Annotated in this window: 19 protein-coding genes; 15 read left to right on the top strand and 4 right to left on the bottom strand. The window is 59.9% G+C overall.

Features of this window, described 5'->3' with window-relative positions:
* The first annotated feature begins 10 nt into the window (after positions 1–10).
* The 15 genes from HRH33_RS00850 (at position 11) to HRH33_RS00780 (ending at position 13,711) form a co-directional block, all read left to right on the top strand.
* On the top strand, positions 11–808 hold the full coding sequence (locus tag HRH33_RS00850) for a ParA family protein (RefSeq protein WP_016978715.1): 798 nt from the start codon (positions 11–13) through the stop codon (positions 806–808).
* A gap of 9 nt (positions 809–817) precedes the next feature.
* Positions 818–1,690, top strand: coding sequence for a ParB/RepB/Spo0J family partition protein (locus tag HRH33_RS00845; protein WP_016970690.1), 873 nt, complete (start codon positions 818–820; stop codon positions 1,688–1,690).
* A gap of 148 nt (positions 1,691–1,838) precedes the next feature.
* Entirely contained in the window at positions 1,839–2,246 is a 408-nt protein-coding gene (locus HRH33_RS00840; protein WP_010565865.1) for a F0F1 ATP synthase subunit I, read from the top strand.
* A gap of 16 nt (positions 2,247–2,262) precedes the next feature.
* Positions 2,263–3,132, top strand: coding sequence for a F0F1 ATP synthase subunit A (gene atpB, locus HRH33_RS00835; protein WP_034101609.1), 870 nt, complete (start codon positions 2,263–2,265; stop codon positions 3,130–3,132).
* A gap of 134 nt (positions 3,133–3,266) precedes the next feature.
* Positions 3,267–3,524, top strand: coding sequence for a F0F1 ATP synthase subunit C (gene atpE / locus HRH33_RS00830; RefSeq protein ID WP_002555987.1), 258 nt, complete (start codon positions 3,267–3,269; stop codon positions 3,522–3,524).
* 54 nt (positions 3,525–3,578) lie between these two features.
* Positions 3,579–4,049: a F0F1 ATP synthase subunit B gene (locus HRH33_RS00825; protein ID WP_003177066.1), complete on the top strand. Its 471-nt coding sequence runs from the start codon at positions 3,579–3,581 to the stop codon at positions 4,047–4,049.
* A gap of 12 nt (positions 4,050–4,061) precedes the next feature.
* Positions 4,062–4,598 carry a F0F1 ATP synthase subunit delta gene (locus HRH33_RS00820; protein ID WP_003195833.1) on the top strand — a complete coding sequence of 179 codons (537 nt, stop codon included), beginning with the start codon at positions 4,062–4,064 and terminating at the stop codon, positions 4,596–4,598.
* A 21-nt stretch (positions 4,599–4,619) separates the two neighbouring features.
* Positions 4,620–6,164 carry a F0F1 ATP synthase subunit alpha gene (gene atpA, locus HRH33_RS00815; RefSeq protein WP_034101605.1) on the top strand — a complete coding sequence of 515 codons (1,545 nt, stop codon included), beginning with the start codon at positions 4,620–4,622 and terminating at the stop codon, positions 6,162–6,164.
* Between the two features lie 50 nt (positions 6,165–6,214).
* On the top strand, positions 6,215–7,075 hold the full coding sequence (gene atpG / locus HRH33_RS00810; RefSeq protein ID WP_010207685.1) for a F0F1 ATP synthase subunit gamma: 861 nt from the start codon (positions 6,215–6,217) through the stop codon (positions 7,073–7,075).
* 27 nt (positions 7,076–7,102) lie between these two features.
* Entirely contained in the window at positions 7,103–8,479 is a 1,377-nt protein-coding gene (gene atpD, locus HRH33_RS00805) for a F0F1 ATP synthase subunit beta (RefSeq protein WP_034101603.1), read from the top strand.
* 44 nt (positions 8,480–8,523) lie between these two features.
* Positions 8,524–8,940 (top strand): F0F1 ATP synthase subunit epsilon, encoded by a 417-nt coding sequence (locus HRH33_RS00800; protein ID WP_034101601.1) that lies wholly within the window; start codon positions 8,524–8,526, stop codon positions 8,938–8,940.
* Positions 8,941–9,063: 123 nt separating this feature from the next.
* Positions 9,064–10,431: a bifunctional UDP-N-acetylglucosamine diphosphorylase/glucosamine-1-phosphate N-acetyltransferase GlmU gene (gene glmU / locus HRH33_RS00795; protein WP_034101599.1), complete on the top strand. Its 1,368-nt coding sequence runs from the start codon at positions 9,064–9,066 to the stop codon at positions 10,429–10,431.
* Positions 10,432–10,658: 227 nt separating this feature from the next.
* Positions 10,659–11,426, top strand: a complete 768-nt coding sequence (locus HRH33_RS00790) for a DeoR/GlpR family DNA-binding transcription regulator (protein WP_040266624.1) — start codon at positions 10,659–10,661, stop codon at positions 11,424–11,426.
* 10 nt (positions 11,427–11,436) lie between these two features.
* Positions 11,437–13,269 (top strand): glutamine--fructose-6-phosphate transaminase (isomerizing), encoded by a 1,833-nt coding sequence (gene glmS, locus HRH33_RS00785; protein WP_034101596.1) that lies wholly within the window; start codon positions 11,437–11,439, stop codon positions 13,267–13,269.
* 61 nt (positions 13,270–13,330) lie between these two features.
* Entirely contained in the window at positions 13,331–13,711 is a 381-nt protein-coding gene (locus HRH33_RS00780; RefSeq protein WP_034115504.1) for an avidin-fold protein, read from the top strand.
* On the opposite strand, the gene pbpC is transcribed toward HRH33_RS00780, so the two are convergent.
* The 4 genes from pbpC to HRH33_RS00760 all read right to left on the bottom strand — a co-directional run bounded on the left by pbpC (position 13,708) and on the right by HRH33_RS00760 (position 23,469).
* A complete protein-coding gene (gene pbpC / locus HRH33_RS00775) occupies positions 13,708–16,005 on the bottom strand; it encodes a penicillin-binding protein 1C (protein WP_167417360.1) in 2,298 nt (765 codons plus the stop codon). The genes HRH33_RS00780 and pbpC overlap by 4 nt on opposite strands.
* Positions 15,986–21,802: an MG2 domain-containing protein gene (locus HRH33_RS00770; protein WP_167417359.1), complete on the bottom strand. Its 5,817-nt coding sequence runs from the start codon at positions 21,800–21,802 to the stop codon at positions 15,986–15,988. The genes pbpC and HRH33_RS00770 overlap by 20 nt, the downstream gene beginning before the upstream one ends.
* Positions 21,803–21,914: 112 nt before the next feature.
* Entirely contained in the window at positions 21,915–22,847 is a 933-nt protein-coding gene (locus HRH33_RS00765; RefSeq protein WP_034101582.1) for a phosphatidate cytidylyltransferase, read from the bottom strand.
* A 1-nt stretch (position 22,848) separates the two neighbouring features.
* Entirely contained in the window at positions 22,849–23,469 is a 621-nt protein-coding gene (locus HRH33_RS00760; protein WP_034101581.1) for a lysophospholipid acyltransferase family protein, read from the bottom strand.
* Positions 23,470–23,477: the final 8 nt, after the last annotated feature.

Raw genomic sequence — 23,477 nt, 5'->3', positions numbered from 1 at the left:
ACAAGCAAGAATGGCTAAGGTATTCGCGATAGCGAACCAAAAAGGTGGCGTGGGCAAAACCACCACCTGCATCAACCTCGCAGCATCCCTGGTGGCCACCAAGCGCCGGGTGCTGTTGATCGATCTTGATCCACAGGGCAACGCCACCATGGGTAGCGGTGTGGATAAACACGGCCTGGAAAACTCAGTCTATGACTTGCTGATCGGCGAGTGCGACCTGGCCCAGGCCATGCACTATTCCGAACACGGCGGTTATCAGCTACTGCCGGCCAACCGCGATCTGACTGCGGCCGAAGTGGTGCTGCTGGAAATGCAGATGAAAGAAAGCCGTCTGCGCAGCGCCTTGGCACCGATCCGCGAGAATTACGATTACATTTTGATCGACTGCCCACCCTCATTGTCGATGCTCACGCTCAACGCGCTGGTCGCTGCCGATGGGGTAATCATTCCCATGCAGTGCGAGTACTACGCGCTCGAAGGCTTGAGTGACCTTGTGGATAACATCAAGCGGATTGCCGAGTTGCTCAACCCGAACCTGCAGATCGAAGGTCTTTTGCGGACTATGTTCGATCCGCGCCTGAGCCTGATGAACGATGTGTCGGCGCAGCTCAAGGAACACTTCGGCGACCAGCTCTACGATACGGTGATCCCGCGCAACATCCGTTTGGCCGAAGCCCCGAGCTACGGCATGCCTGCCCTGGCTTACGACAAATCGTCCCGTGGCGCCATTGCCTACCTGGCACTGGCCGGCGAGATGGTCCGTCGCCAACGCCGCAACTCACGCACCGCTGCCGCCCAGCCAACTTAAGGAATCCCCATGGCCGTCAAGAAACGAGGTCTCGGACGTGGACTGGATGCACTGTTGAGTGGTCCGACCGTTACATCCCTTGAAGAACAAGCGGTGCAGGCTGACGAGCGCGAGTTGCAGCACTTGCCCCTGGACCTGATCCAGCGCGGCAAATACCAGCCGCGCCGGGACATGGATCCCCAGGCGCTGGAAGAGCTGGCCAATTCGATCAAGGCCCAGGGTGTGATGCAACCGATCGTGGTTCGCCCGATCGGTGGGGGCCGTTTTGAGATCATCGCCGGCGAGCGCCGCTGGCGTGCCAGCCAGCAGGCCGGCAAAGAGACGATCCCGGCGATGGTCCGCGATGTGCCGGACGAAACCGCGATTGCCATGGCCTTGATCGAGAACATCCAGCGTGAAGACCTCAACCCCATCGAAGAAGCGATTGCGTTGCAGCGTCTGCAGCAAGAATTCCAGCTGACCCAGCAACAGGTGGCCGAGGCGGTAGGTAAATCCCGCGTAACTGTGTCCAACCTGCTGCGTCTGATCGCGCTGCCGGAAGTCATCAAGACCATGTTGTCCCATGGTGACCTGGAAATGGGCCATGCCCGTGCGTTGCTCGGTTTGCCGGAAAATCAACAGGTTGAAGGGGCGCGACACGTTGTCGCACGAGGGCTCACTGTTCGTCAGACCGAGGCATTGGTTCGGCAGTGGCTCAGTGGTAAACCTGCACCGGTCGAAACGGCCAAACCTGATCCGGATATCGCACGCCTCGAGCAGCGCCTGGCCGAGCGCCTGGGCTCTGCGGTGCAAATTCGCCATGGCAAGAAAGGCAAAGGCCAATTGGTCATCGGATATAACTCCCTCGATGAGCTTCAGGGCGTCCTTGCCCACATCCGCTGAAACATTTGCTTATGTAGCGCGTGATCGGAAATCACTACCCGACAGTTGAATAGGGGCTGAACCGCCCCTATACTCTGCGCGCATTTTGTCGGCACAAATTATGCCAAGTTATTGATTTCCGGCAGCCGACCATTGAGGAGCAAGAGTGATGGAAACCCGCACGCCAAACACGTTGCCGTTCCATCGCTTGGCCGTTTTCCCGGTTTTATTGGCTCAATTTGTCATCCTGCTGATCGCCGCATTGGCGCTTTGGTATTGGCATGGAGTCGTAGCCGGATATTCAGGACTCTGCGGAGGCCTGATAGCCTTGCTGCCCAATATGTACTTTGCTCACAGGGCCTTTCGGTTTTCCGGCGCCCGAGCAGCCCAGGCCATCGTCCGGTCTTTTTATGCCGGCGAGGCGGGGAAACTGATTTTGACGGCAGTGCTGTTTGCACTGACCTTTGCAGGTGTGAAGCCATTGGCGCCGCTGGCTGTATTCGGTGTCTTCGTGTTGACCCAACTGGTCAGCTGGTTCGCTCCCCTGCTAATGAAAACAAGACTTTCGAAACCTTAGGGCGTTTGAGGCAACCATGGCAGAAACAACCGCTTCGGGCTATATCCAGCACCACTTGCAGAACCTGACCTTCGGTCAGCTTCCCAACGGCGGCTGGGGCTTCGCCCACACCGCAGCAGAAGCCAAAGAAATGGGCTTTTGGGCTTTCCACCTGGATACTCTGGGCTGGTCGGTCGCACTGGGTCTGATCTTCGTCCTGATTTTCCGCATGGCGGCGAAAAAGGCGACTTCCGGTCAGCCGGGTGCCCTGCAAAACTTCGTTGAGGTATTGGTCGAATTCGTCGATGGCAGCGTGAAAGACAGCTTCCATGGCCGTAGCCCGGTGATCGCACCGCTGGCACTGACCATCTTCGTCTGGGTGTTCCTGATGAACGCCGTCGACCTGATTCCGGTCGACTGGATTCCTCAATTGGCGATCCTGATCTCCGGCGATCACCACATTCCATTCCGTGCCGTTTCCACCACGGACCCTAACGCCACCCTGGGCATGGCCCTGTCGGTGTTCGCGTTGATCATTTTCTACAGCATCAAAGTCAAGGGCATCGGCGGCTTCATCGGCGAGCTGACCTTGCACCCGTTCGGCAGCAAGAACATTTTCGTTCAGGCCCTGCTGATTCCGGTGAACTTCCTGCTGGAGTTCGTCACCCTGGTCGCCAAGCCGATTTCCCTGGCGCTGCGACTGTTCGGCAACATGTATGCCGGCGAACTGGTGTTCATTCTGATCGCTGTGATGTTCGGCAGCGGTCTGCTCTGGCTTAGCGGCCTGGGCGTTGTTCTGCAGTGGGCGTGGGCTGTATTCCACATCCTGATCATTACCCTGCAGGCCTTCATCTTCATGATGCTGACCATCGTCTACCTGTCGATGGCGCACGAAGAGAACCATTAAGGCCGGTCTCGACCAGTCTGATGTCCTTCCCGGTGAAACGGGAAGGTGGCCCACCAGGGCTAATGAAACGATTTGTTTTACCGCTTTAAAATCTAAAAAACCTAAACCATACGACGTAAAAGTCGGGAGGAAAGATGGAAACTGTAGTTGGTCTAACCGCTATCGCTGTTGCACTGTTGATCGGCCTGGGCGCCCTGGGTACTGCCATTGGTTTCGGCCTGCTGGGCGGCAAGTTCCTGGAAGGCGCAGCGCGTCAGCCAGAAATGGTCCCAATGCTGCAAGTTAAAATGTTCATCGTCGCCGGCCTGCTCGACGCCGTGACCATGATCGGCGTTGGTATCGCACTGTTCTTCACCTTCGCGAACCCCTTCGTTGGTCAACTCGCTGGCTAATCACTCGATTTCGAGTGATTGGGGTGATGGACAACGAATGAGCGAGGTGTTGGCGTGAACATTAATGCAACCCTGATTGGCCAATCCGTTGCGTTCTTCATTTTTGTAGTGTTTTGCATGAAGTTCGTGTGGCCTCCGGTCATCGCGGCTTTGCACGAACGTCAGAAGAAGATCGCGGACGGCTTGGACGCTGCCAGCCGTGCAGCTCGCGACCTGGAGTTGGCCCAAGAGAAAGTGGGTCATCAACTGCGCGAAGCTAAAGCACAGGCAGCTGAGATCATTGAGCAAGCCAAGAAACGCGGTAACCAGATCGTCGAAGAGGCTGTTGAAAAAGCCCGCGTCGAAGCTGACCGTGTGAAGGCTTCGGCTCATGCCGAGATCGAACAGGAACTGAACGGCGTCAAAGACGCGCTGCGTGCCCAACTGGGTGCTCTGGCGGTCGGCGGTGCTGAGAAGATCCTCGGTGCCACAATCGATCAAAACGCGCACGCGGAGCTGGTTAACAAACTGGCTGCTGAAATTTAAGCGAGGGCGATCATGGCAGAACTGACCACGTTGGCCCGACCTTACGCTAAGGCAGCCTTCGAGCACGCCCAGGCCCACCAGCAGCTGGCCTCTTGGTCAGCCATGCTCGGCCTGGCTGCAGCAGTGTCGCAAGACGACACCATGCAGCGCGTGCTCAAGGCCCCGCGCCTGACGAGCGCAGACAAGGCCGCCACTTTTATTGAAGTGTGCGGCGACAAGTTTGATGTGAAGGTGCAGAACTTCATTCACGTCATTGCCGAAAACGACCGTCTCCCGCTGTTGCCGGAGATCGCCGCGCTGTTCGACCTGTACAAGGCTGAAGCAGAGAAATCGGTAGACGTTGAAGTGACCAGTGCTTTCGCATTGAACCAAGAACAGCAAGACAAACTCGCCAAGGTTCTCAGTGCACGACTCAATCGGGAAGTGCGCCTGCAAGCTTCGGAGGACGCATCCCTGATTGGTGGTGTTGTTATCCGTGCCGGCGACCTGGTTATCGATGGCTCGATTCGCGGCAAAATCGCGAAACTTGCCGAAGCATTGAAATCTTGAGTTTGAAGGGGCAGCAGAGCAATGCAGCAACTCAATCCTTCCGAAATAAGTGAAATTATCAAGGGCCGCATCGACAAGCTCGATGTGACCTCCCAAGCCCGTAACGAAGGCACTGTCGTCAGCGTATCTGACGGCATCGTGCGGATTCACGGTCTGGCCGACGTTATGTACGGCGAGATGATCGAGTTTCCGGGCGGCGTCTACGGTATGGCCCTCAACCTGGAGCAAGACTCCGTAGGTGCCGTTGTACTGGGCGCATACACCAGTCTGGCTGAAGGCATGAGCGCCAAGTGCACTGGCCGCATCCTGGAAGTTCCGGTTGGTAAGGAACTGCTGGGTCGCGTAGTCGACGCACTGGGTAACCCTGTTGACGGCAAAGGTCCACTGGGCAACACCGAGACTGACGCGGTCGAGAAAGTTGCTCCAGGCGTGATCTGGCGTAAGTCGGTAGACCAGCCTGTACAGACTGGCTACAAGGCTGTCGATGCCATGATCCCTGTCGGCCGTGGCCAGCGTGAGCTGATCATCGGTGACCGTCAGATCGGTAAAACCGCTCTGGCGATCGACGCGATCATCAACCAGAAGAACAGCGGCATTTTCTGCGTCTACGTAGCCATCGGTCAGAAGCAATCGACCATCGCCAACGTGGTTCGCAAGCTGGAAGAAAACGGCGCCCTGGCCAACACGATCATCGTGGCTGCCAGTGCTTCGGAATCTCCTGCGCTGCAATTCCTGGCACCGTACTCCGGTTGCACCATGGGTGAATTCTTCCGCGACCGCGGTGAAGACGCGCTGATCGTTTATGACGATCTGTCCAAGCAAGCAGTGGCTTACCGCCAGATTTCCCTGCTGCTGCGCCGTCCACCAGGCCGTGAAGCTTACCCAGGCGACGTGTTCTACCTCCACTCCCGTCTGCTGGAGCGCGCATCCCGCGTTTCGGAAGAGTACGTAGAGAAGTTCACCAACGGCGCAGTGACCGGCAAAACCGGTTCCCTGACCGCACTGCCGATCATCGAAACCCAGGCTGGCGACGTTTCCGCGTTCGTTCCGACCAACGTGATTTCCATCACCGACGGTCAGATCTTCCTGGAATCGGCCATGTTCAACTCGGGCATCCGCCCTGCAGTGAACGCCGGTGTTTCGGTATCCCGTGTGGGTGGTGCCGCTCAGACCAAGATCATCAAGAAGCTCTCCGGTGGTATCCGTACCGCTCTGGCTCAGTACCGTGAACTGGCGGCATTCGCCCAGTTCGCTTCTGACCTGGACGAAGCGACCCGTAAGCAACTTGAGCATGGTCAGCGCGTTACCGAGCTGATGAAGCAGAAGCAATACGCCCCAATGTCGATCGCTGACATGGCGTTGTCGCTGTATGCCGCTGAGCGTGGGTTCCTGACCGACGTTGAAATCGCCAAGGTCGGCAGCTTTGAACAAGCGCTGATTGCTTACTTCAACCGCGATCACGCCGATTTGATGGCGAAGATCAACGTGAAGGGTGACTTCAATGACGATATCGACGCTGGCATGAAAGCCGGTATCGAGAAGTTCAAGGCCACCCAAACCTGGTAAGCCGCAGCGGGAGCCGCAAGGCTCCCGCTTGCTAACCTGATAGGTGTTACATGGCAGGCGCAAAAGAGATTCGCAGTAAGATTGCGAGCATCAAAAGCACGCAAAAAATTACCAGCGCCATGGAAAAAGTGGCGGTCAGCAAAATGCGCAAGGCACAAATGCGCATGGCTGCTAGCCGTCCTTATGCGGAGCGTATCCGCCAGGTAATTGGGCATCTGGCCAACGCCAACCCGGAATACCGCCACCCGTTCATGATCGACCGCGAAGTTAAGCGTGTTGGTTATGTCGTAGTGAGCAGTGACCGTGGTTTGTGCGGTGGTTTGAATACCAACCTGTTCAAGGCCCTGGTCAAGGACATGGCGGTAAACCGCGAAAAAGGCGTCGAGATCGATCTGTGTGTTGTTGGTAGCAAGGGTGCGGCCTTTTTCCGTAACTTCGGCGGTAACGTCGTTGCAGCTATCAGCCACCTGGGTGAAGAGCCGTCGATCAATGATTTGATCGGCAGTGTGAAGGTGATGCTGGATGCGTATCTGGAAGGCCGGATTGACCGCCTGTCCGTGGTATCCAACAAATTCATCAACACCATGACCCAGCAGCCGACCGTGGAGCAATTGATTCCACTGGTGGCGACCCCGGATCAGGAACTCAAGCACCACTGGGACTACCTCTACGAACCAGACGCCAAAGAGCTGCTTGACGGCTTGATGGTGCGCTACGTGGAGTCGCAGGTGTACCAGGCGGTGGTCGAGAACAACGCAGCTGAACAAGCAGCGCGGATGATCGCGATGAAAAACGCTACCGATAACGCCGGTGATCTGATCAGCGATTTGCAGCTGATCTACAACAAGGCGCGTCAGGCTGCGATCACCCAAGAGATCTCGGAAATCGTCGGCGGCGCTGCCGCGGTTTAACGGTTCAAATATTCAGAGGATCCAGCTATGAGTAGCGGACGTATCGTTCAAATCATCGGCGCCGTTATCGACGTGGAATTTCCACGCGACAGCGTACCGAGCATCTACAACGCGCTGAAAGTACAAGGCGCGGACACTACCCTGGAAGTTCAGCAGCAGCTGGGCGACGGCGTAGTTCGTACCATTGCGATGGGTTCCACCGAAGGCTTGAAGCGCGGTCTGGACGTTATCGACTCTGGCGCAGCCATCTCCGTACCGGTCGGTAAAGCGACCCTGGGCCGGATCATGGACGTACTGGGCAACCCGATCGACGAAGCTGGCCCGATTGCCACCGACGAACGTTGGGGTATCCACCGCGCCGCGCCGTCGTTCGCAGAACAGGCGGGCGGCAACGACCTGCTGGAAACCGGCATCAAGGTTATCGACCTGGTTTGCCCGTTCGCCAAAGGCGGTAAAGTCGGTCTGTTCGGTGGTGCCGGTGTAGGCAAGACCGTAAACATGATGGAACTGATCCGTAACATCGCCATCGAGCACAGCGGTTATTCCGTGTTCGCCGGTGTGGGTGAGCGTACTCGTGAGGGTAACGACTTCTACCACGAGATGAAGGACTCCAACGTTCTGGACAAAGTGGCACTGGTTTACGGTCAGATGAACGAGCCGCCGGGAAACCGTCTGCGCGTAGCACTGACTGGCCTGACCATGGCCGAGAAGTTCCGTGACGAAGGTAACGACGTTCTGCTGTTCGTCGACAACATCTACCGTTACACCCTGGCCGGTACTGAAGTATCCGCACTGCTGGGCCGTATGCCTTCTGCAGTAGGTTACCAGCCGACCCTGGCTGAAGAGATGGGCGTTCTGCAAGAACGTATCACTTCGACCAAGGAAGGTTCGATCACCTCGATCCAAGCGGTATACGTACCTGCGGATGACTTGACCGACCCGTCCCCAGCGACCACCTTCGCCCACTTGGACGCCACCGTTGTACTGTCCCGTGACATCGCTTCCCTGGGTATCTACCCAGCGGTCGATCCACTGGACTCGACTTCGCGCCAGCTGGACCCGAACGTGATCGGCCAGGAGCACTACGACACCGCTCGCGGCGTTCAGTACGTGCTGCAGCGTTACAAAGAACTGAAGGACATCATTGCGATCCTGGGTATGGACGAGCTGTCGGAAGCCGACAAGCAGTTGGTAAACCGTGCTCGTAAGATCCAGCGCTTCTTGTCGCAGCCGTTCTTCGTGGCTGAAGTCTTCACCGGTGCTTCGGGTAAATACGTTTCCCTGAAAGACACCATTGCTGGCTTCAAAGGCATCCTCAACGGTGACTACGACCACCTGCCAGAACAAGCGTTCTACATGGTCGGCGGCATCGAAGAAGCGATCGAGAAAGCCAAGAAACTGTAATCCAGGCGCCCGGAAACGGGCGCTCATCAGGTTGAGGCAATCAGATGGCTATGACAGTCCATTGCGATATCGTCAGCGCGGAAGGGGAAATCTTCTCCGGTCTGGTAGAAATGGTGATTGCACACGGCGAACTCGGTGACCTGGGTATTGCCATGGGCCACGCGCCATTGATCACCAGCTTGAAGCCAGGTCCGATCACTCTGACCAAGCAAGGCGGGGAAAAGGAGGTGTTTTACATCTCCGGCGGTTTCCTCGAGGTTCAGCCGAACATGGTCAAGGTACTTGCCGACACCGTGCAACGTGCTAGTGACCTGGATGAAGCCTCCGCTCAGGAAGCCGTCAAGGCTGCCGAGAAGGCCCTGAACGAAAAGGGTGCGGACTTCGACTACAGCGCTGCAGCTGTACGTCTGGCCGAGGCTGCAGCTCAGCTGCGCACGCTCCAGCAGATCCGCAAGAAGTAAGCGGCCACGCCGTCATGCTTCATGCGCGATTGATTAAAAAGGGTAGCCTCGGCTACCCTTTTTCTTTTTTTGCAAAACACTTCTTTGGTCTGAAGTCGGACCGCCCAGGATTGGTAGCCATTCATGTCTCTTGAAATCGTCATTCTCGCCGCAGGCCAGGGCACCCGTATGCGTTCGGCCCTGCCTAAGGTGCTGCACCCGGTCGCCGGTCATTCAATGCTGGGTCACGTTATCCACAGCGCCCGGCAACTGCAGCCCCAGCGTATCCACGTGGTTATTGGCCACGGTGCCGATGTGGTGCGCGAACGCCTGGCGGCGGACGATCTCAACTTCGTCCTCCAAGACAAGCAATTGGGCACCGGGCACGCCACTGCGCAGGCGGTACCCTTTATCAGCGCAGATACTGTGTTGATCCTTTATGGCGACGTGCCGCTTATTGAAGTCGACACGTTGCAACGTCTGCTCCAGCACGTAGTTCCAGGCCAAATGGGCCTGCTCACCGTGGAACTGGATGACCCGACCGGTTACGGTCGCATCGTGCGCAACGCCGACGGCAAGGTCGCGGCTATTGTTGAGCACAAAGACGCCACCCAAGCCCAACGCGCCATTACCGAAGGCAACACCGGGATTCTGGCTGTGCCTGCCAAGAACCTCGCGGATTGGATGGGCCGCCTGTCCAACAACAATGCCCAGGGCGAGTACTACCTCACCGACGTCATCGAAATGGCGGTGAGCGATGGTTTGCTGGTGGCCACCGAGCAGCCCCACGACCCGATGGAAGTGCAGGGTGCTAACGACCGCAAGCAACTGGCCGAGCTTGAGCGTCACTACCAACTGCGCGAAGGTCGTCGCCTGATGGCCCAGGGCGTTACCCTGCGTGATCCGGCACGTTTCGACATCCGTGGTGAGGTGACCGTGGGCCGCGACGTGCTGATCGATATCAACGTGATCCTCGAAGGCCGCGTGATCATCGAAGACGACGTAGTGATTGGCCCGAACTGTGTGATCAAGGACAGCACCCTGCGCAAAGGCGTGGTGATCAAGGCCAACAGCCATATCGACGGTGCCGTAATGGGCGAGGGCAGCGATGCCGGCCCGTTTGCGCGGCTGCGCCCTGGCAGTGTGCTGGAAGCCAAGGCCCATGTGGGTAATTTCGTTGAACTGAAAAATGCCCATCTGGGGGAAGGCGCCAAGGCCGGTCACCTGACTTACCTTGGGGACGCGGTCATCGGTGCGCGCACCAATATCGGCGCTGGCACCATCACCTGCAATTACGATGGCGCCAATAAACACCAGACCGTATTGGGCGAAGACGTATTTATCGGCTCCAACAATTCGTTGGTCGCGCCGGTCAAAGTGGGCGATGGCGCGACTACTGCCGCCGGTTCCACCATCAACCAGGATGTGGATAACTTGCAGCTGGGCGTCGCACGCGCTCGCCAGCGCAACATCGACGGCTGGAAGCGCCCGGTCAAGATCAAGAAGACCTGAGTTATCCACAGTTACATAAGCAGCTAGCTTCAAAGGGGGAGGGGGCTTGCCCCCGATGGCGGTGCGTCAGTGGCAGATGAGCTGACTGACCCAGCGCTATCGGGGGCAAGCCCCCTCCCACATTTTCATATGTGTCGTTTAAAAAATCTCTTCTCGACGCTTGACGATACCATCCCAATAGGTTTTGATTGCCTTCGTTATCTTTCGAAACGAAACTTATCACTACCATGTCGAAACGTAATACCCCCCAACGGCGCCACAACATCCTCACCTTGCTCAACGAGCAAGGCGAAGTCAGTGTGGATGAATTGGCCAAGCGTTTCGAAACCTCGGAAGTCACCATTCGCAAGGATCTGGCCGCGCTGGAAAGCAATGGCCTGTTACTGCGGCGCTACGGTGGCGCAATCACCATGCCTCAGGAATTGGTCGGTGATCCTGCCCAACCCATTTCCGCGTACAAACGCGCCATCGCCCGTGCTGCGGTCAAGCGCTTGCGTGAGCATGCGCGAATCATCATCGACAGCGGCAGCACCACAGCGGCCATGATCCCCGAGCTGGGCCATCAGCCCGGCCTGGTGGTGATGACCAACTCCTTGCATGTGGCCAGCGCGTTGAGCGAACTGGAACACGAGCCAGTGCTGTTGATGACCGGCGGCACCTGGGACCCGCATTCGGACTCGTTCCAAGGCCAGGTCGCCGAGCAGGTGCTGCGTTCCTACGACTTTGATCAACTGTTCATCGGCGCCGACGGCATCGATTTACAGCGCGGTACCACCACCTTCAACGAATTGCTGGGCCTGAGCCGCGTAATGGCCGAGGTCGCCCGTGAAGTGGTGGTGATGGTCGAGTCCGACAAGATCGGCCGCAAAATTCCCAACCTGGAACTGCCCTGGAGCAGCGTCCATACCCTTATTACCGATGATCGCCTGCCGCTTGAGGCCCGCGACCAGATCCAAGCCCGCGGCATTACGCTGATATGCGCGGCAATCATCTAGGAGAAATACCATGTGTGGCATTGTTGGCGCAGTCGCTGAACGTAACGTAACGCCCATCCTGATCGAAGGCCTCAAGCGCCTGGAATACCGCGGCTATGACAGCGCCGGTGTGGCGGTTTTTACCAACGCCGGCAAGCTTGAGCGCACCCGTCGCCCGGGCAAGGTCAGCGAATTGGAGCAGGCCCTGGCCGGCGAGCCGCTGGTCGGCCGCCTGGGCATCGCCCATACCCGCTGGGCTACCCACGGTGCACCGTGCGAGCGCAATGCCCACCCGCATTTTTCCGGTGATTTGGCGGTGGTGCACAATGGCATCATCGAAAACCACGAAGTGTTGCGCGAGCAACTCAAGGGTCTGGGTTATGTGTTCACCTCGGACACCGACACCGAAGTGATCGCCCACCTGCTCAACCATAAGCTCAAAGACCTCGGCGACCTGACCACCGCCCTCAAGGCCACCGTCAAGGAACTGCACGGCGCTTACGGCCTGGCGGTGATCAGCGCCAGCCAGCCCGACCGCGTCGTGGCCGCCCGCAGTGGCAGCCCGTTGGTGATTGGCCTGGGCCTGGGTGAAAACTTTCTGGCTTCCGACCAACTGGCCCTGCGCCAGGTGACTGACCGCTTCATGTATCTGGAAGAAGGCGATATTGCCGACATCCGTCGCGAAAGCGTGGCGATCTGGGACGTCAACGGCAACTCTGTCGAGCGCGAGGCGGTGCAATACCGTGATGGCGCCGAAGCCGCCGACAAGGGCGAGTTTCGCCACTTCATGCTCAAGGAAATCCATGAGCAACCATCCGTGGTGCAACGCACCCTGGAAGGTCGCTTGAGCCAGAACCAGGTCTTGGTCAACGCCTTCGGTCCACAGGCCGCCGAGCTGTTCGCCAAGGTCCGCAACGTGCAGATCGTTGCCTGCGGCACCAGCTACCACGCTGGCATGGTCGCGCGTTACTGGTTGGAAGAACTGGCCGGCATCCCGTGCCAGGTCGAAGTGGCCAGCGAGTTCCGTTACCGCAAGGTGGTGGTACAGCCCGATACGTTGTTCGTGACCATCTCCCAGTCCGGCGAAACCGCCGACACCCTGGCCGCCCTGCGCAACGCCAAGGAGCTGGGCTTCCTGGCCAGCCTCGCGATCTGCAACGTCAGCATCAGTTCCCTGGTGCGTGAGTCGGACCTGACCCTACTCACCCAGGCCGGTCGCGAAATCGGCGTGGCCTCCACCAAGGCATTCACCACCCAGCTGGTCGGCCTGTTGCTGCTGACCCTGTCCCTGGGCCAAGTGCGTGGCACTCTCGCCGCTGGCGTGGAAGCCACCCTGGTCGAAGAACTGCGTCGCCTGCCGACCCGCCTGGGCGAAGCCCTGGCCATGGACAGCACCGTGGAGAAAGTCGCCGAACTGTTCGCCGACAAGAACCACACCCTGTTCCTCGGCCGTGGCGCGCAGTACCCGGTGGCGATGGAAGGCTCGCTCAAACTCAAGGAAATCTCGTACATCCACGCCGAAGCCTACCCAGCCGGCGAACTCAAACACGGCCCGCTGGCCCTGGTGGATGACGACATGCCAGTGGTCACCGTGGCGCCGAACAATGAACTGTTGGAAAAGCTCAAGTCCAACCTGCAGGAAGTGCGTGCCCGAGGCGGCCAACTGATTGTGTTCGCCGACGAAAAGGCCGGCATGACCAATGGCGAAGGCACCCACGTCATCAACATGCCGCACATCCACGACACCCTGTCGCCGATCCTTTACACCATCCCGCTGCAACTGCTGTCGTACTACGTGGCCGTGCTCAAGGGGACTGACGTCGACCAGCCGCGTAACTTGGCGAAGTCGGTGACGGTGGAGTAATACCGCACGCGCCTGGGGCCCATTCTGGGTCACCAGGCGCCTATGCAAGGACGCGACGCAGATGACACCAACCTTTTCCCAACTTGGCGAGCGTTTGCACAATCGTCGATTTGCGGTCACCAACAATACCCACGGGCTATCCGGTGCCGGCACGGTGTTTCACTACCTTGTTGAGGGTGACGCTATTTCCAGCACCTACAAGGGCGGTCGAATTCGCCTAGGCATGCAAGTCGGACGCGTAACCGGAGTCGATACCATCGAGCTGCTTTTTCATTGTCTGACACTGGACGGTGAACTGCTGTCCGGTTGGTCGCGGGGCACGGTGGGTGTGGATCAGACCGGGCGTACTATCCTGAGTTTTGTCTGGGGTTGGTTGTCGGGGGCTGTGGGAGGAGGGGAGTCAAGCTACGTAGAGGTTGTTGAGAACAAGCGGCATGCCTAAGGCACAAACTCCACCCGCAACCCCCGACTCGCACTGCGCCCCTGATCGTCGCTGACCCGCAACCGATACTCCCCCGACTTTCCCGGTCGCCAATTCAGCGTGGCCTGTGGTGGGCCCTGGCCGATCAACGTTTGGTCAGCAAACCAGTACAGGGTCACCGCGTCGCTGGCCGCGTTCGCGTTCAGCGGGATGCTTTCCTGGGGCTGGGACAGGCGCAGTTGGTAGCTCACTTGGGTCAACGGCGATCGAATCTGCGGCGCTTCGCTCTGGTCGCTGATGCGGTTGGGCTGGCAGTTCTTCATCACGTTGGGCGGTGTGCGGCGCGGCAGGCCGGCGGCGCGGTACAGGCGTTGTACGTCGCTGGGCCAGAATTCGAAGACTTCCTCGCGGGTGTACTGCGCCTCGAACGGTGGGCACGCCGCTTTGCCGGTGCGGGTGTCGATAAGTACCGGGCGGTGCAGGTTGGACACGCGAATCGGTGAGACGCCAGGGATGTACCAGGTCTTGCGGGTTTGCGGGCACCAGCGGTTGGGCAGTTCGCCGGAGGCGGCGCAGACGTCAATGCGCACCAGCCCGGTGGGCGGTTTGTCGGGTTTGATCACCACGTTGGGCAAGGCCAGGGGCAAGGCGTCGGCGATACGGAAGAACAGCGGCGCGGCGGTCTTGGCGCCGATAAACGCCGGGTTCGGGCGCCCGTCGAAGTTACCTACCCACACCACCAACACATACGGACCCACCAGGCCGGCGCTCCACGCATCATGAAAGCCCCAGGACGTGCCGGTTTTCCATGCGGTGCGCCAATGGCGCGCGGGCAGGCCATCCGGACGCGGGTTGCGGCGCAGCATATCGCGCACCATGAAGGCGGCCTGAGGGGTGAGCAATTGCGCCCCTGTGGATGGCGCTTGTTCCTGCACATAGCGCAACGCCCGCAGATGCCCGTCACCCGCCAGCATTACGTATAGCCGCGCCAACTCTTCCGGAGTCATTTCGCCGCCGCCAAGGGCGAGGGCCAGGCCGTAATGGCTCTCATCGCGCAGGCCTTTGATGCCGGCGCGTTGCAGCAAACCATACAACGACGGCGACTTGACCTGGCTGGCCAGCCACACCGCTGGGATATTGCGACTACGGATCAAAGCATCCCGCGCCGTCAGCGGGCCGACAAAGCTGCCGTCGAAATTTTCCGGCTGGAAGTAGCCGAAGTTACTGGGCAAATCCTTGAGGATACTCATGGGATGGATAATCCCTTGGTCCAGCGCTAGCCCGTACAGAAAGGGCTTGAGCGTCGACCCCGGCGAGCGTCGCGACAACACGCCATTGACCTGGCCATGGATGCCTGTGGATAAGTAATCCGCCGAGCCCACCAGCGCCTTGACGCTCTGGTCGCGGCTGTCGATCAGGATGGCCGTGGCGTTTTCCACGCCGGTGCTGCGGCGCTCGGCAATAAAACCGCTGATCAGACGTTCCAGCAATTGCTGGAGCGGCAGGTTGAGGGTGCTGTTGATTTGCGTGCCGGTCTCGGAGGCCAGCAGCTGTTCGCTCAGGTGCGGCGCCAGAAACGGGATCTGCTGGCGATTGCGCGCCTCCAGCGGCAGGTCGAGCAGACTGTCGTTGCGCGGGTCTTGTGGATAAGTCTCGCGCCAGTCGGCCATCAAGCGCAGCCGTGCGTTTTGCAGCGACGGCCCGAAGCGCGCACGCCGCCCCGGTTGCTGCGGAATCACCGCCAGCGCCAGCGCTTCGGACAGCGATAACTGCGCTGCCGATTTACCGAAGTAGATACGACTGGCCGCCTCGGCCCCCTCGATATTGCCGCCCATGGGCGCCAGGTTGAGGTAGGCCTCAAGGATGTCGTGCTTGCTGTAGCGCGCCTCCAGCCACAGCGCCAAGGCCATCTGCTGCAACTTGCCCGGTACCTGGCGAGTGTTCAGGTCCCACAGGCGCCGCGCCAGTTGCATGCTCAGGGTCGACCCACCCTGGCGTTGGCCGCCGCTGTAGGTAGCAAGGGCCGCGCGCAGCAATGCCGGGGGATTGATCCCCGGGTGCCAGTAGAAGTTGCGATCCTCCTTGAGCAATAAGGCTTCGATCAATGAAGGCGATATCCGCTCCAGCGGTAGCCATAGACGGTATTGGCCGTCATCCGCCAAGGTCATGCGCAGTAACGCGCCGTCGTCGGCTAGCACCACCCGCGATGAGGTGACGGCCTGTTCCAGCGGGGCATGGGGCCACAGGCGCAGCCCCGCCACCACCACCGCCGCTGCGAGCAGCGGCGTCAGGCGCTTAAGGCTTGGTAATTTCAAGCTGGCCTACTTTGCCGCGCCCTTGCAGGGTGGTTTCGTACATGCCTTCGGCGTAGGCCGGTGGGGTATTGAAGGTCCCCGCGTTGGTGGCGCGCACGCGGTACACGAAGGTGCCTGCGTCACGCAGGGCAGTGCCGTACAGCACCACTCGATCATCGCGTACGTCCACATAGTCCGGCTGCCAATTACTTAGCTCGGTTTCGCCGATGGGGGCTTGCCACGTGTCCGCCTCTTGGCTGTCTTCACTGGTTTCCACGTACTCGGCGTCGTCACCTTCGCCTTCACTTTCCTCAGTGCTCGCCGCTTCCGGCTCCGGCGGCAAGTTATACACAGGCTCGACGCCGCCAGGCAGCAGATCGACCACCGCCACTTGCTGCACTTGATCGCGGTCAGTGGCACGCAGACGCAGGCGCACCAAGAATTCATCGCCCACGGCCACCTTGCTTACGGGCTCGCCCTTGAGATCGAGGTACTCGTGGATGATTTCCAGGCCATTGTTGATCGGCTTGAGCTTGGCACCCTTGTCGAAACCGGCTTCGCTGAGCATGTAAAACGCCGCCGGGCCGTCGGACTTCTCCATCACCAGCTTCTTCGTGGCCGCCGGCACGGCAGCCCGCGGCGGCTGGCCGGCCATCTCCAACAGTTGTTGCTGCTTGTCGCTCAACCAGGCGCTGGCCTTGAGGGTCATGTCGCTTTGCGCCCGCTGGCCGTAGTTGTCCAGGGCGCGCAGCAGCAGGGCGGCCGACAGCGAGTTGTAGCGCTGTTCGTTGAGGCGCTTGCCGAGTTTATCCAGCAACGCTGTCGGTACGTCGTCCAGCATTTGCGGGAAGTGCCGGGCCAGCAGGTGCAGGTGTTCAGCATCGTGTACCAGCGGGTCGTAATAAAGGCCGTCGCTGTTCCACTTATCCACAAGGGCGCGCCATGGGATTTTGCGGAACAAGGCATCGGCCTGACGATCCTGTTTGAGCAACTTGTAGCTGGCGGCCAAGTAAGCTGCGCCCAGGTCGTTCTGCCAGGTGTCCTTAAAGTAGCTTTCGTAACGTTCGCGGATATCGCTCAAGGCGCCGCTGACCAGAATCCCCTGACGGCTCAACAGGTAACTGGCGTAGGCGCGATTGCGCAATTCCGACAGGCCCTCGCTAGGACCATTGGCCAGGTCTGTCAGATAAGCATTCGAGCGTACCAACAGGTCTTCCGGTACCGGCAGCCCGCGCTCCTTGGCTTCGATCAGGAAGTCGGTGGCGTATAGGCTGGCGTACGGCGCCACGTCGGGGTTGGCAGCCCACAAACCGAAGCCACCGGCCTGGTTCTGGCGCTGGCGCAGCATGCGTACCGCACTGCCGAAGGCTTGCTCAGCCTCCGGTGCCGTGCCGCCCCAAATCAACGCCGGCATGGCCTTGGACACCAATTGCTCGGTGCACGCGTAGCCGTAGTCATCCAAGTAATGCTTGAGGCCGTTGGCCCATACCAGCGGCGAAGCAGCCACGCCCAGTTGCACGTCGCGCAGTTGGCCGAACAGTTCGCGGGTCGGTTTCAGTTCTTTGCTGGCGCTGTCGAAGCGACCCAGGCTCAGGGCCACGCGATGCTCGCTCAGAGGACGGATCGACGTGGTTTCGGCCACTTGAATACGTTTGCCGTCCGGCAGCACCGCGACAAAGCGCAGGTCTGCCGAACCCAGGGTTTCGCCGACCTTGATCTTGAATTCGGCGGTGCCTTCCTTGCGCGGTTGCAAGGACAACGTGCTGCCCTTGTCACCCTGTACCACCAGACCGGTGCTGGTTTGCAGTTCAAACTTCACGTCCGCCGCGGCGTCGAGGTTGCTGAACACCCCGGCGCTGACATTGAACACGTCACCCGGCGCCACGAAGGCGGGTACGTTTGGCGTGATCACGATGGGGCCGCGCACTTCGGTGTTGGCTTCGCTGACGCCAACGCTGTCGCTGTCTACCGCCACCGCAAACAGGTGCAACTTGCCGTTGAAGCTGTCCGGCACCTGGTAGTGCAGCACGGTTTCACCGGCCGGCAAATCCACCAGGCCGGACCACCAGGCCACTGGTGGCTGGTGTTTGCGCTTGAACGGGTTGAGATGATTGGCCAGGGCGCCTTCCGTATCGCCACCGGGCGCCGCCCCACTGAGCAGGCGGCTGAATTCCGGCAGGATCAGGTCAAGGATCTGACTGGTGCCGACCTCCAACGCGCGCTTCTGGAAGAAGAAGCCCAGCGGGTCCGGCGTCTGATAGCGCGCCACCTGCAAGATGCCTTCGTCCACCGCGTACACCAATGCACGGCCCGGCCGATCGGTGCTGACTTTGATGTCCAATGTCTGCCCCGGCTCGATCTTCGCCGGGCCTTCCACTTTCAACGCCATGCGCCGTGCATCCAGGTTGATGCTGAACGGCACCACCCCGTAGGACAACGGGCTCATGTACACCTCCGGCGAGCCCATATCGCGTACGAACTGCACGTTAACGTAGGCATTGCCCTCAAGGCCCGCAGGTACGCGGATATGTTGCACGCTGGTGGTGCTGTCGGCCTTGAACCACTGCTGGGTGTAGACCTTGTCGCGTTCGATGGTGATCAGGCCCGCCCCGGTGTACGGCGCCCGCAGGCTGATAGCGATCTCGTCACCGGTGGCATAGCTGCGTTTATCCAGGCGCAATTGCAGTTCGGCGTTGCGCTCCAGAGAGCGTGAGGTATTGCCATGGCCAGCGACGCTGTAGTCGATCTGGTTGAGCAGGTTCCCGTTGGCGTCCTTGACTTGCAGGGTGAAGTCGCCCGGTGTCGCGGTGTTCAACGTCTGTGTAGCGCCCTCCTTGGTCATCGCCAGCGGTGAGGCCGGCTGGCTGATGTTCTTGATACGCGACTCGTACTTGTAGGTACCGTTGGATTGTTTCACCAGCACCGAGACATAGCGGTGCTCGACCACTTCGCTGGTCAGGCCATCCACCGCCAGCGGCGTGAGGTCCGGCGCCACGGCCAGCCATTGCACCTGGCGCGGCGCATCCTTGGCGACGTACGACAGCGAATCCTGACTTTTCACACCCACCAGGTAGGGCGCGGACGACACCAGCAAGGCACTCTGCGCTGCCACATTGCGACCGCCCTCGGCTTCATACACCTGGGTCATCACTTGCAGGCGGTAAGTGCTGTTGGCGAAACGTTGCAGGTTGAGGTCGAGCACGGCTTGGCCTTTGTCGTCGAGTTTGCTTTCGGCGAGGTCTTCGGTGCTTGCGTCTTCCAGAGAGTCGTTAAGACGGAAGCGGTAATCGGGGTAGCGATCAAAGGCCGCGAGCGTCGGGCTCAGGGACATTTTGCCGGTGACGCGACGGTCCGCCGCCGGCGCGCCGAACAGGTGCATGGCAGTGACCTTGGCCACCACTTGGTCCGGCGCAATCCAACCCGCCACCGGGGTGTCGTGCAGGCTCAGGCTGACTTTCATGCGGTCCGGTTCGAAGTCACGCACCTTGAAGTTGACGCTGCCCAGGTCGGTGCGCGTCTGTTTCTGGCCGATCAGCTGCAGCGTTGCGGTGTAATCCCCGGCGGGGGCGACTTCGCTGCTGGGGAAATCAAAACTCTCAAAACCGCTGGCGGACAGCTTCAGCGGCTGGCGGATCACTTCCAGGCCGCGTGGATCGGTGATTTGCAGTTCCACCGGCAAGCCTTGCAGGGCGCCTTTCCAGTTACCACTGCGCACGATCATGCCCAGGTGCGCGGTTTCGCCGGGCCGGTACAGGCCGCGGTCGGTGAACAGGTAAGCGCTGAGGCGATCGATCGCACCGTCTTCTTCCAAACCGCCTACATCAAAACGCGATAAATCCAGTTGTTGGGACTGACGGGCAATGGGCAGGAAGGACTGGTCATTGCCGCGAGTGACCACATACATCAGCGGCGTTTTCTCACGGCGCAGTTCATCGAGCTTGGCGAAATGCGCATGGCCTTCGGCATCCGAATGGCCACTGGCGACCGGCAGGCCGTTGCGACCGATGATGTCGACCTGCGCATCGGCCACCGGAGAACCGCTGCCGATGGATTGTACATACACATCGTGGCTGCCATCGCTGGAACGTTTGGCGATGATGCCCAGGTCGGTCACCACGATAAACCGCAGGTCGCGGGTGCCGCTGCGGTCATAGTCGAAGGTGCGTTCGGCCTGTTCATCCTGGGGGCTGAGCTTAAGTACAAAAATACCGCGCCGGCCGCCATTGGCGGTGAGGTAGTGGCTCAGGTCCACATTGTCGTAGACGGTTTTGGCCGGGTCATTGGACGACAGGGGAATGTCCAGAGCCTGACGCTCGACCATGCGATCGAAGTACTCGTTACCAAAATTAGGGCGGGCGAAGCTGCCGCTGCTCTGGTCCACCAGGTGCTGCAGTTGATTAGGCAGCAGGCGCGCAATTTCCACATGGGCGCCGGGCACGCCACGGGCCATGAAGCCCAAGCGCTTTTCGCCGTTGAGGCTGAGCAACGCGCCGTCGGACAGAAACTGCAACGTGCGCGGATACGCCGGCATGCTTATCAGGGACGCCGTGGGATTTTTCGCCAAGTAGCCGCCGATAGCTTCCAAATTGGCGGGTACGCGCACATAAAGGGCCCGGCCGGCCGGGGCTTTGAACTTGAACGCGTGCAGGGTGTTCAGCGGTTCCACGCTGGGCACGTGGGTGAGGCTGACTTTGGTGCTGCGGGCGAGCAGGGCATCGTCAATGTCGACGGTGGTGTAGGGACGGGTGTCGTCCTCGGCTTTTTCTGGCAACAGCCAGGCCTGCACCTTACCGGCGATGGTGTCATCGGCTACGGCGCTGGAACTGCTGAACATCAGCACCGGCTCCGGCTCGCCGCGCGCATTGTCCACAAAGCTCACTTCGGCACCGGTAAACGTCAGGCGATAACGCCCGGGCACAGTCACTTCCGCTACCAGCGGTGCAGTGCTGGCGTTGCCACCGTCGCGGGCCTTGATGCCTTCATCCAACTTGGCACTGACGGGCGTGCTTTCCAGCGGTGTGGCCAGTGCGGCGGAGCGCACGTAGGCGTTGAGTTTGTGCTCGTCGAAGGTGATTTCCGGGCGATTGGGCAGCTGCGCATCACGGTACGCCAGGCCTTTGCCGAGGATGACCGACACGCGCTTACGTAGGCTGTCTTCATCTACCGGGTGGGAAAAATGGAAGGTCGCCACCAGCTGTTTTAGCGTCGGGTTGGACGGGTCTTGATACAACTCGTTTTGCGCCAGGGTGGCGCGGAAGGGCTGGGTGGAAAACTGGCTGCTGTATTGGCTGAGCAATACGCCATCGGCCAGCAGGTTTTTCTTAGCCAGGTCCAGGGTGTAACCCGCATCCACAGGCCAGTCTTTCTCTGGTACGAACAACAAGGTGCGGTCATCGGCCCAGCGCCAGGTGCCGTCCACGGTAGGCTTGAGGCTGATGCCTTCGCTCACCGGTTTGCCGATGGCCGCCAATGGGGCCACCGATTCGGCAAAACGCACCTGCAAGTTATCCACAACGGGGGATGGCTGTGTGTAGTCGGTCAGATTGGGTTTGTGCAGCGAATAGTCCACGGTGTGCGGCTGCGGCAGGTTGGAATACCACTGCCAACCATAAAAGCCCATGGCCGCCAGCAGCATCAGGCCCAAAATCCCGGCACCGGCTTGGCGTGGATAAGCACGCGCCTTGCGGCCCAGATTCGCCAGGCCATGGCCAATAGCACGCAGCCAGCGCGGCGGATGCCACTGGCCAAACACGGCCCCCACCAGAGTCAGAAACACACCCACAACACGGCGGCTGATGGCTTTAAGCGAATCGAACATGGTGAGCATCCCTGGCTGAGTGAGGCGTATCTTACACGGGTCTTTGTAACAAAAAGTGGGAGGGTTTTACCCCTCCCACCGTTTGATCATTAGTTGTTTGAGTGCGGTGATGTCAGGTCCACCAGTAGCGCACCAGATGAAAGAAAATCGGCGCAGCAAAACACACCGAATCCAGCCGATCCAACATGCCGCCATGACCTTCGATCATATGCCCCCAGTCCTTCACCCCCCGGTCGCGCTTGATCGCCGACATCACAATCCCGCCGGCGAAGCCGAGCAGATTGATCAGCAAGGCGATCAGGAATGACTGCCACGGGTTGAACGGCGTGGTCCACCACAACGCCGCGCCGATCAGGGAGGACAGCAGAATGCCGCCGACGAAGCCTTCCACGGTTTTGGACGGCGACAGGTTGGGCGCGATCTTACGTTTGCCGAATAACTTGCCGCACACGTACTGCAGCACGTCCGACAGTTGCACCACGATCACCAGGTAGGCGATCAGCAGCAGGTTGCGGCCTTCGTAGCCGGGAATGTCGAGGGTCAATAGCGCCGGCACGAACGACACGCAGAACACCGCAATCATCAGCCCCCACTGCACTTTCGACGCGCGCTCCAGAAAGTGCGTGCTGTCGCCGCCCAGGGACGCGAGGATCGGCAGCAGCAGGAACACGTACACCGGGATAAAGATCGAGAACAAGCCGTACCAGTCCGAGTAAATCAGCAGGTATTGCAGCGGCAGCGCCAGGTAGAACGCGGCCACCAGCGCGGGGTAGTCGCTGCGTCGGGTGGGCGTGAGGGTCAGGAATTCGCGCAGGGCATAGAACGACACGGCGTAGAACAACAGGATCACCGCGCCGGTGCCGAGCCAGAAGGCAATGCCGATCACCACCACCATCACCCACCAGGCATTGATGCGTGCGTTGAGGTTGTCGATCACCGCGTTTGGCGTGCCACGGGTGCGCAGTTTGAGGATCAGCCCGATCAACGACGCCAGCACCAGGATCGCGCCGATCCCGCCGAACAACATCAGGGTTTGGCTAGGCATATCAGAAATGCTCCGGGGCGAGGGCGAGCAGGGCATCGCGGGTACGGGCGAGGAACGTGGCTTTGTCTTCGCCGTCCTCCAGGTGCAGCGGTGCGCCGAAGCTGGTGGTACACAGCAGCGGCAGCGGCAGAACGCGGCCCTTGGGCATGACCCGGTTGAGGTTGGCTATCCACACCGGCACCAGTTCGGCCTGTGGGTAACTTTTTGCCAGGTGGTACAGGCCGCTTTTGAATGGCAGCAGTCCGTCTTCCAGATTGCGCGTGCCTTCGGGAAAAATGATCAGTGAATCGCCGCCCTCAAGGGCATCGAGCATCGGCTGCAAGGGGTTATCCACAGGCTCTTTGCGCTCCCGATCAATCAGCACGCCATTGAATACGCGGTTGATGATGTAGCGACGCAGGGCGCTCTTGTTCCAGTAGTCGCTACCGGCCACGGGGCGCGTGAATGCGCGCAGATTTTGCGGCAGCGAGGCCCACAGCAGCACAAAGTCGCCGTGGCTGCTGTGGTTGGCGAAGTAGATACGTTGCACCGGCACCGGCGCGCAACCCAGCCACAGGCTGCGGGCGCCGGTGACGGTGCGGGCCATGGAGGTAATCAGCGTGGCAACCACAGGTTCGAACATGGGAATTC

It is taken from the genome of Pseudomonas rhodesiae, assembly GCF_013285305.1.
Classification (GTDB): domain Bacteria; phylum Pseudomonadota; class Gammaproteobacteria; order Pseudomonadales; family Pseudomonadaceae; genus Aquipseudomonas; species Aquipseudomonas rhodesiae.
This window is presented reverse-complemented; position numbering and strand designations above follow the sequence as displayed.

Excerpts from the sequence above, each read along its gene's own strand:
- HRH33_RS00765 (WP_034101582.1), bottom strand. The coding sequence starts at position 22,847 with ATGCCTAGCCAAACCCTGATGTTGTTCGGCGGGATCGGCGCGATCCTG.
- HRH33_RS00850 (WP_016978715.1), top strand. The coding sequence starts at position 11 with ATGGCTAAGGTATTCGCGATAGCGAACCAAAAAGGTGGCGTGGGCAAA.
- HRH33_RS00760 (WP_034101581.1), bottom strand. The coding sequence starts at position 23,469 with ATGTTCGAACCTGTGGTTGCCACGCTGATTACCTCCATGGCCCGCACC.
- HRH33_RS00800 (WP_034101601.1), top strand. The coding sequence starts at position 8,524 with ATGGCTATGACAGTCCATTGCGATATCGTCAGCGCGGAAGGGGAAATC.
- glmU (WP_034101599.1), top strand. The coding sequence starts at position 9,064 with ATGTCTCTTGAAATCGTCATTCTCGCCGCAGGCCAGGGCACCCGTATG.
- HRH33_RS00780 (WP_034115504.1), top strand. The coding sequence starts at position 13,331 with ATGACACCAACCTTTTCCCAACTTGGCGAGCGTTTGCACAATCGTCGA.
- atpD (WP_034101603.1), top strand. The coding sequence starts at position 7,103 with ATGAGTAGCGGACGTATCGTTCAAATCATCGGCGCCGTTATCGACGTG.
- HRH33_RS00820 (WP_003195833.1), top strand. The coding sequence starts at position 4,062 with ATGGCAGAACTGACCACGTTGGCCCGACCTTACGCTAAGGCAGCCTTC.
- HRH33_RS00840 (WP_010565865.1), top strand. The coding sequence starts at position 1,839 with ATGGAAACCCGCACGCCAAACACGTTGCCGTTCCATCGCTTGGCCGTT.
- atpB (WP_034101609.1), top strand. The coding sequence starts at position 2,263 with ATGGCAGAAACAACCGCTTCGGGCTATATCCAGCACCACTTGCAGAAC.
- HRH33_RS00845 (WP_016970690.1), top strand. The coding sequence starts at position 818 with ATGGCCGTCAAGAAACGAGGTCTCGGACGTGGACTGGATGCACTGTTG.
- HRH33_RS00790 (WP_040266624.1), top strand. The coding sequence starts at position 10,659 with ATGTCGAAACGTAATACCCCCCAACGGCGCCACAACATCCTCACCTTG.
- atpE (WP_002555987.1), top strand. The coding sequence starts at position 3,267 with ATGGAAACTGTAGTTGGTCTAACCGCTATCGCTGTTGCACTGTTGATC.
- atpG (WP_010207685.1), top strand. The coding sequence starts at position 6,215 with ATGGCAGGCGCAAAAGAGATTCGCAGTAAGATTGCGAGCATCAAAAGC.
- glmS (WP_034101596.1), top strand. The coding sequence starts at position 11,437 with ATGTGTGGCATTGTTGGCGCAGTCGCTGAACGTAACGTAACGCCCATC.
- HRH33_RS00770 (WP_167417359.1), bottom strand. The coding sequence starts at position 21,802 with ATGTTCGATTCGCTTAAAGCCATCAGCCGCCGTGTTGTGGGTGTGTTT.
- atpA (WP_034101605.1), top strand. The coding sequence starts at position 4,620 with ATGCAGCAACTCAATCCTTCCGAAATAAGTGAAATTATCAAGGGCCGC.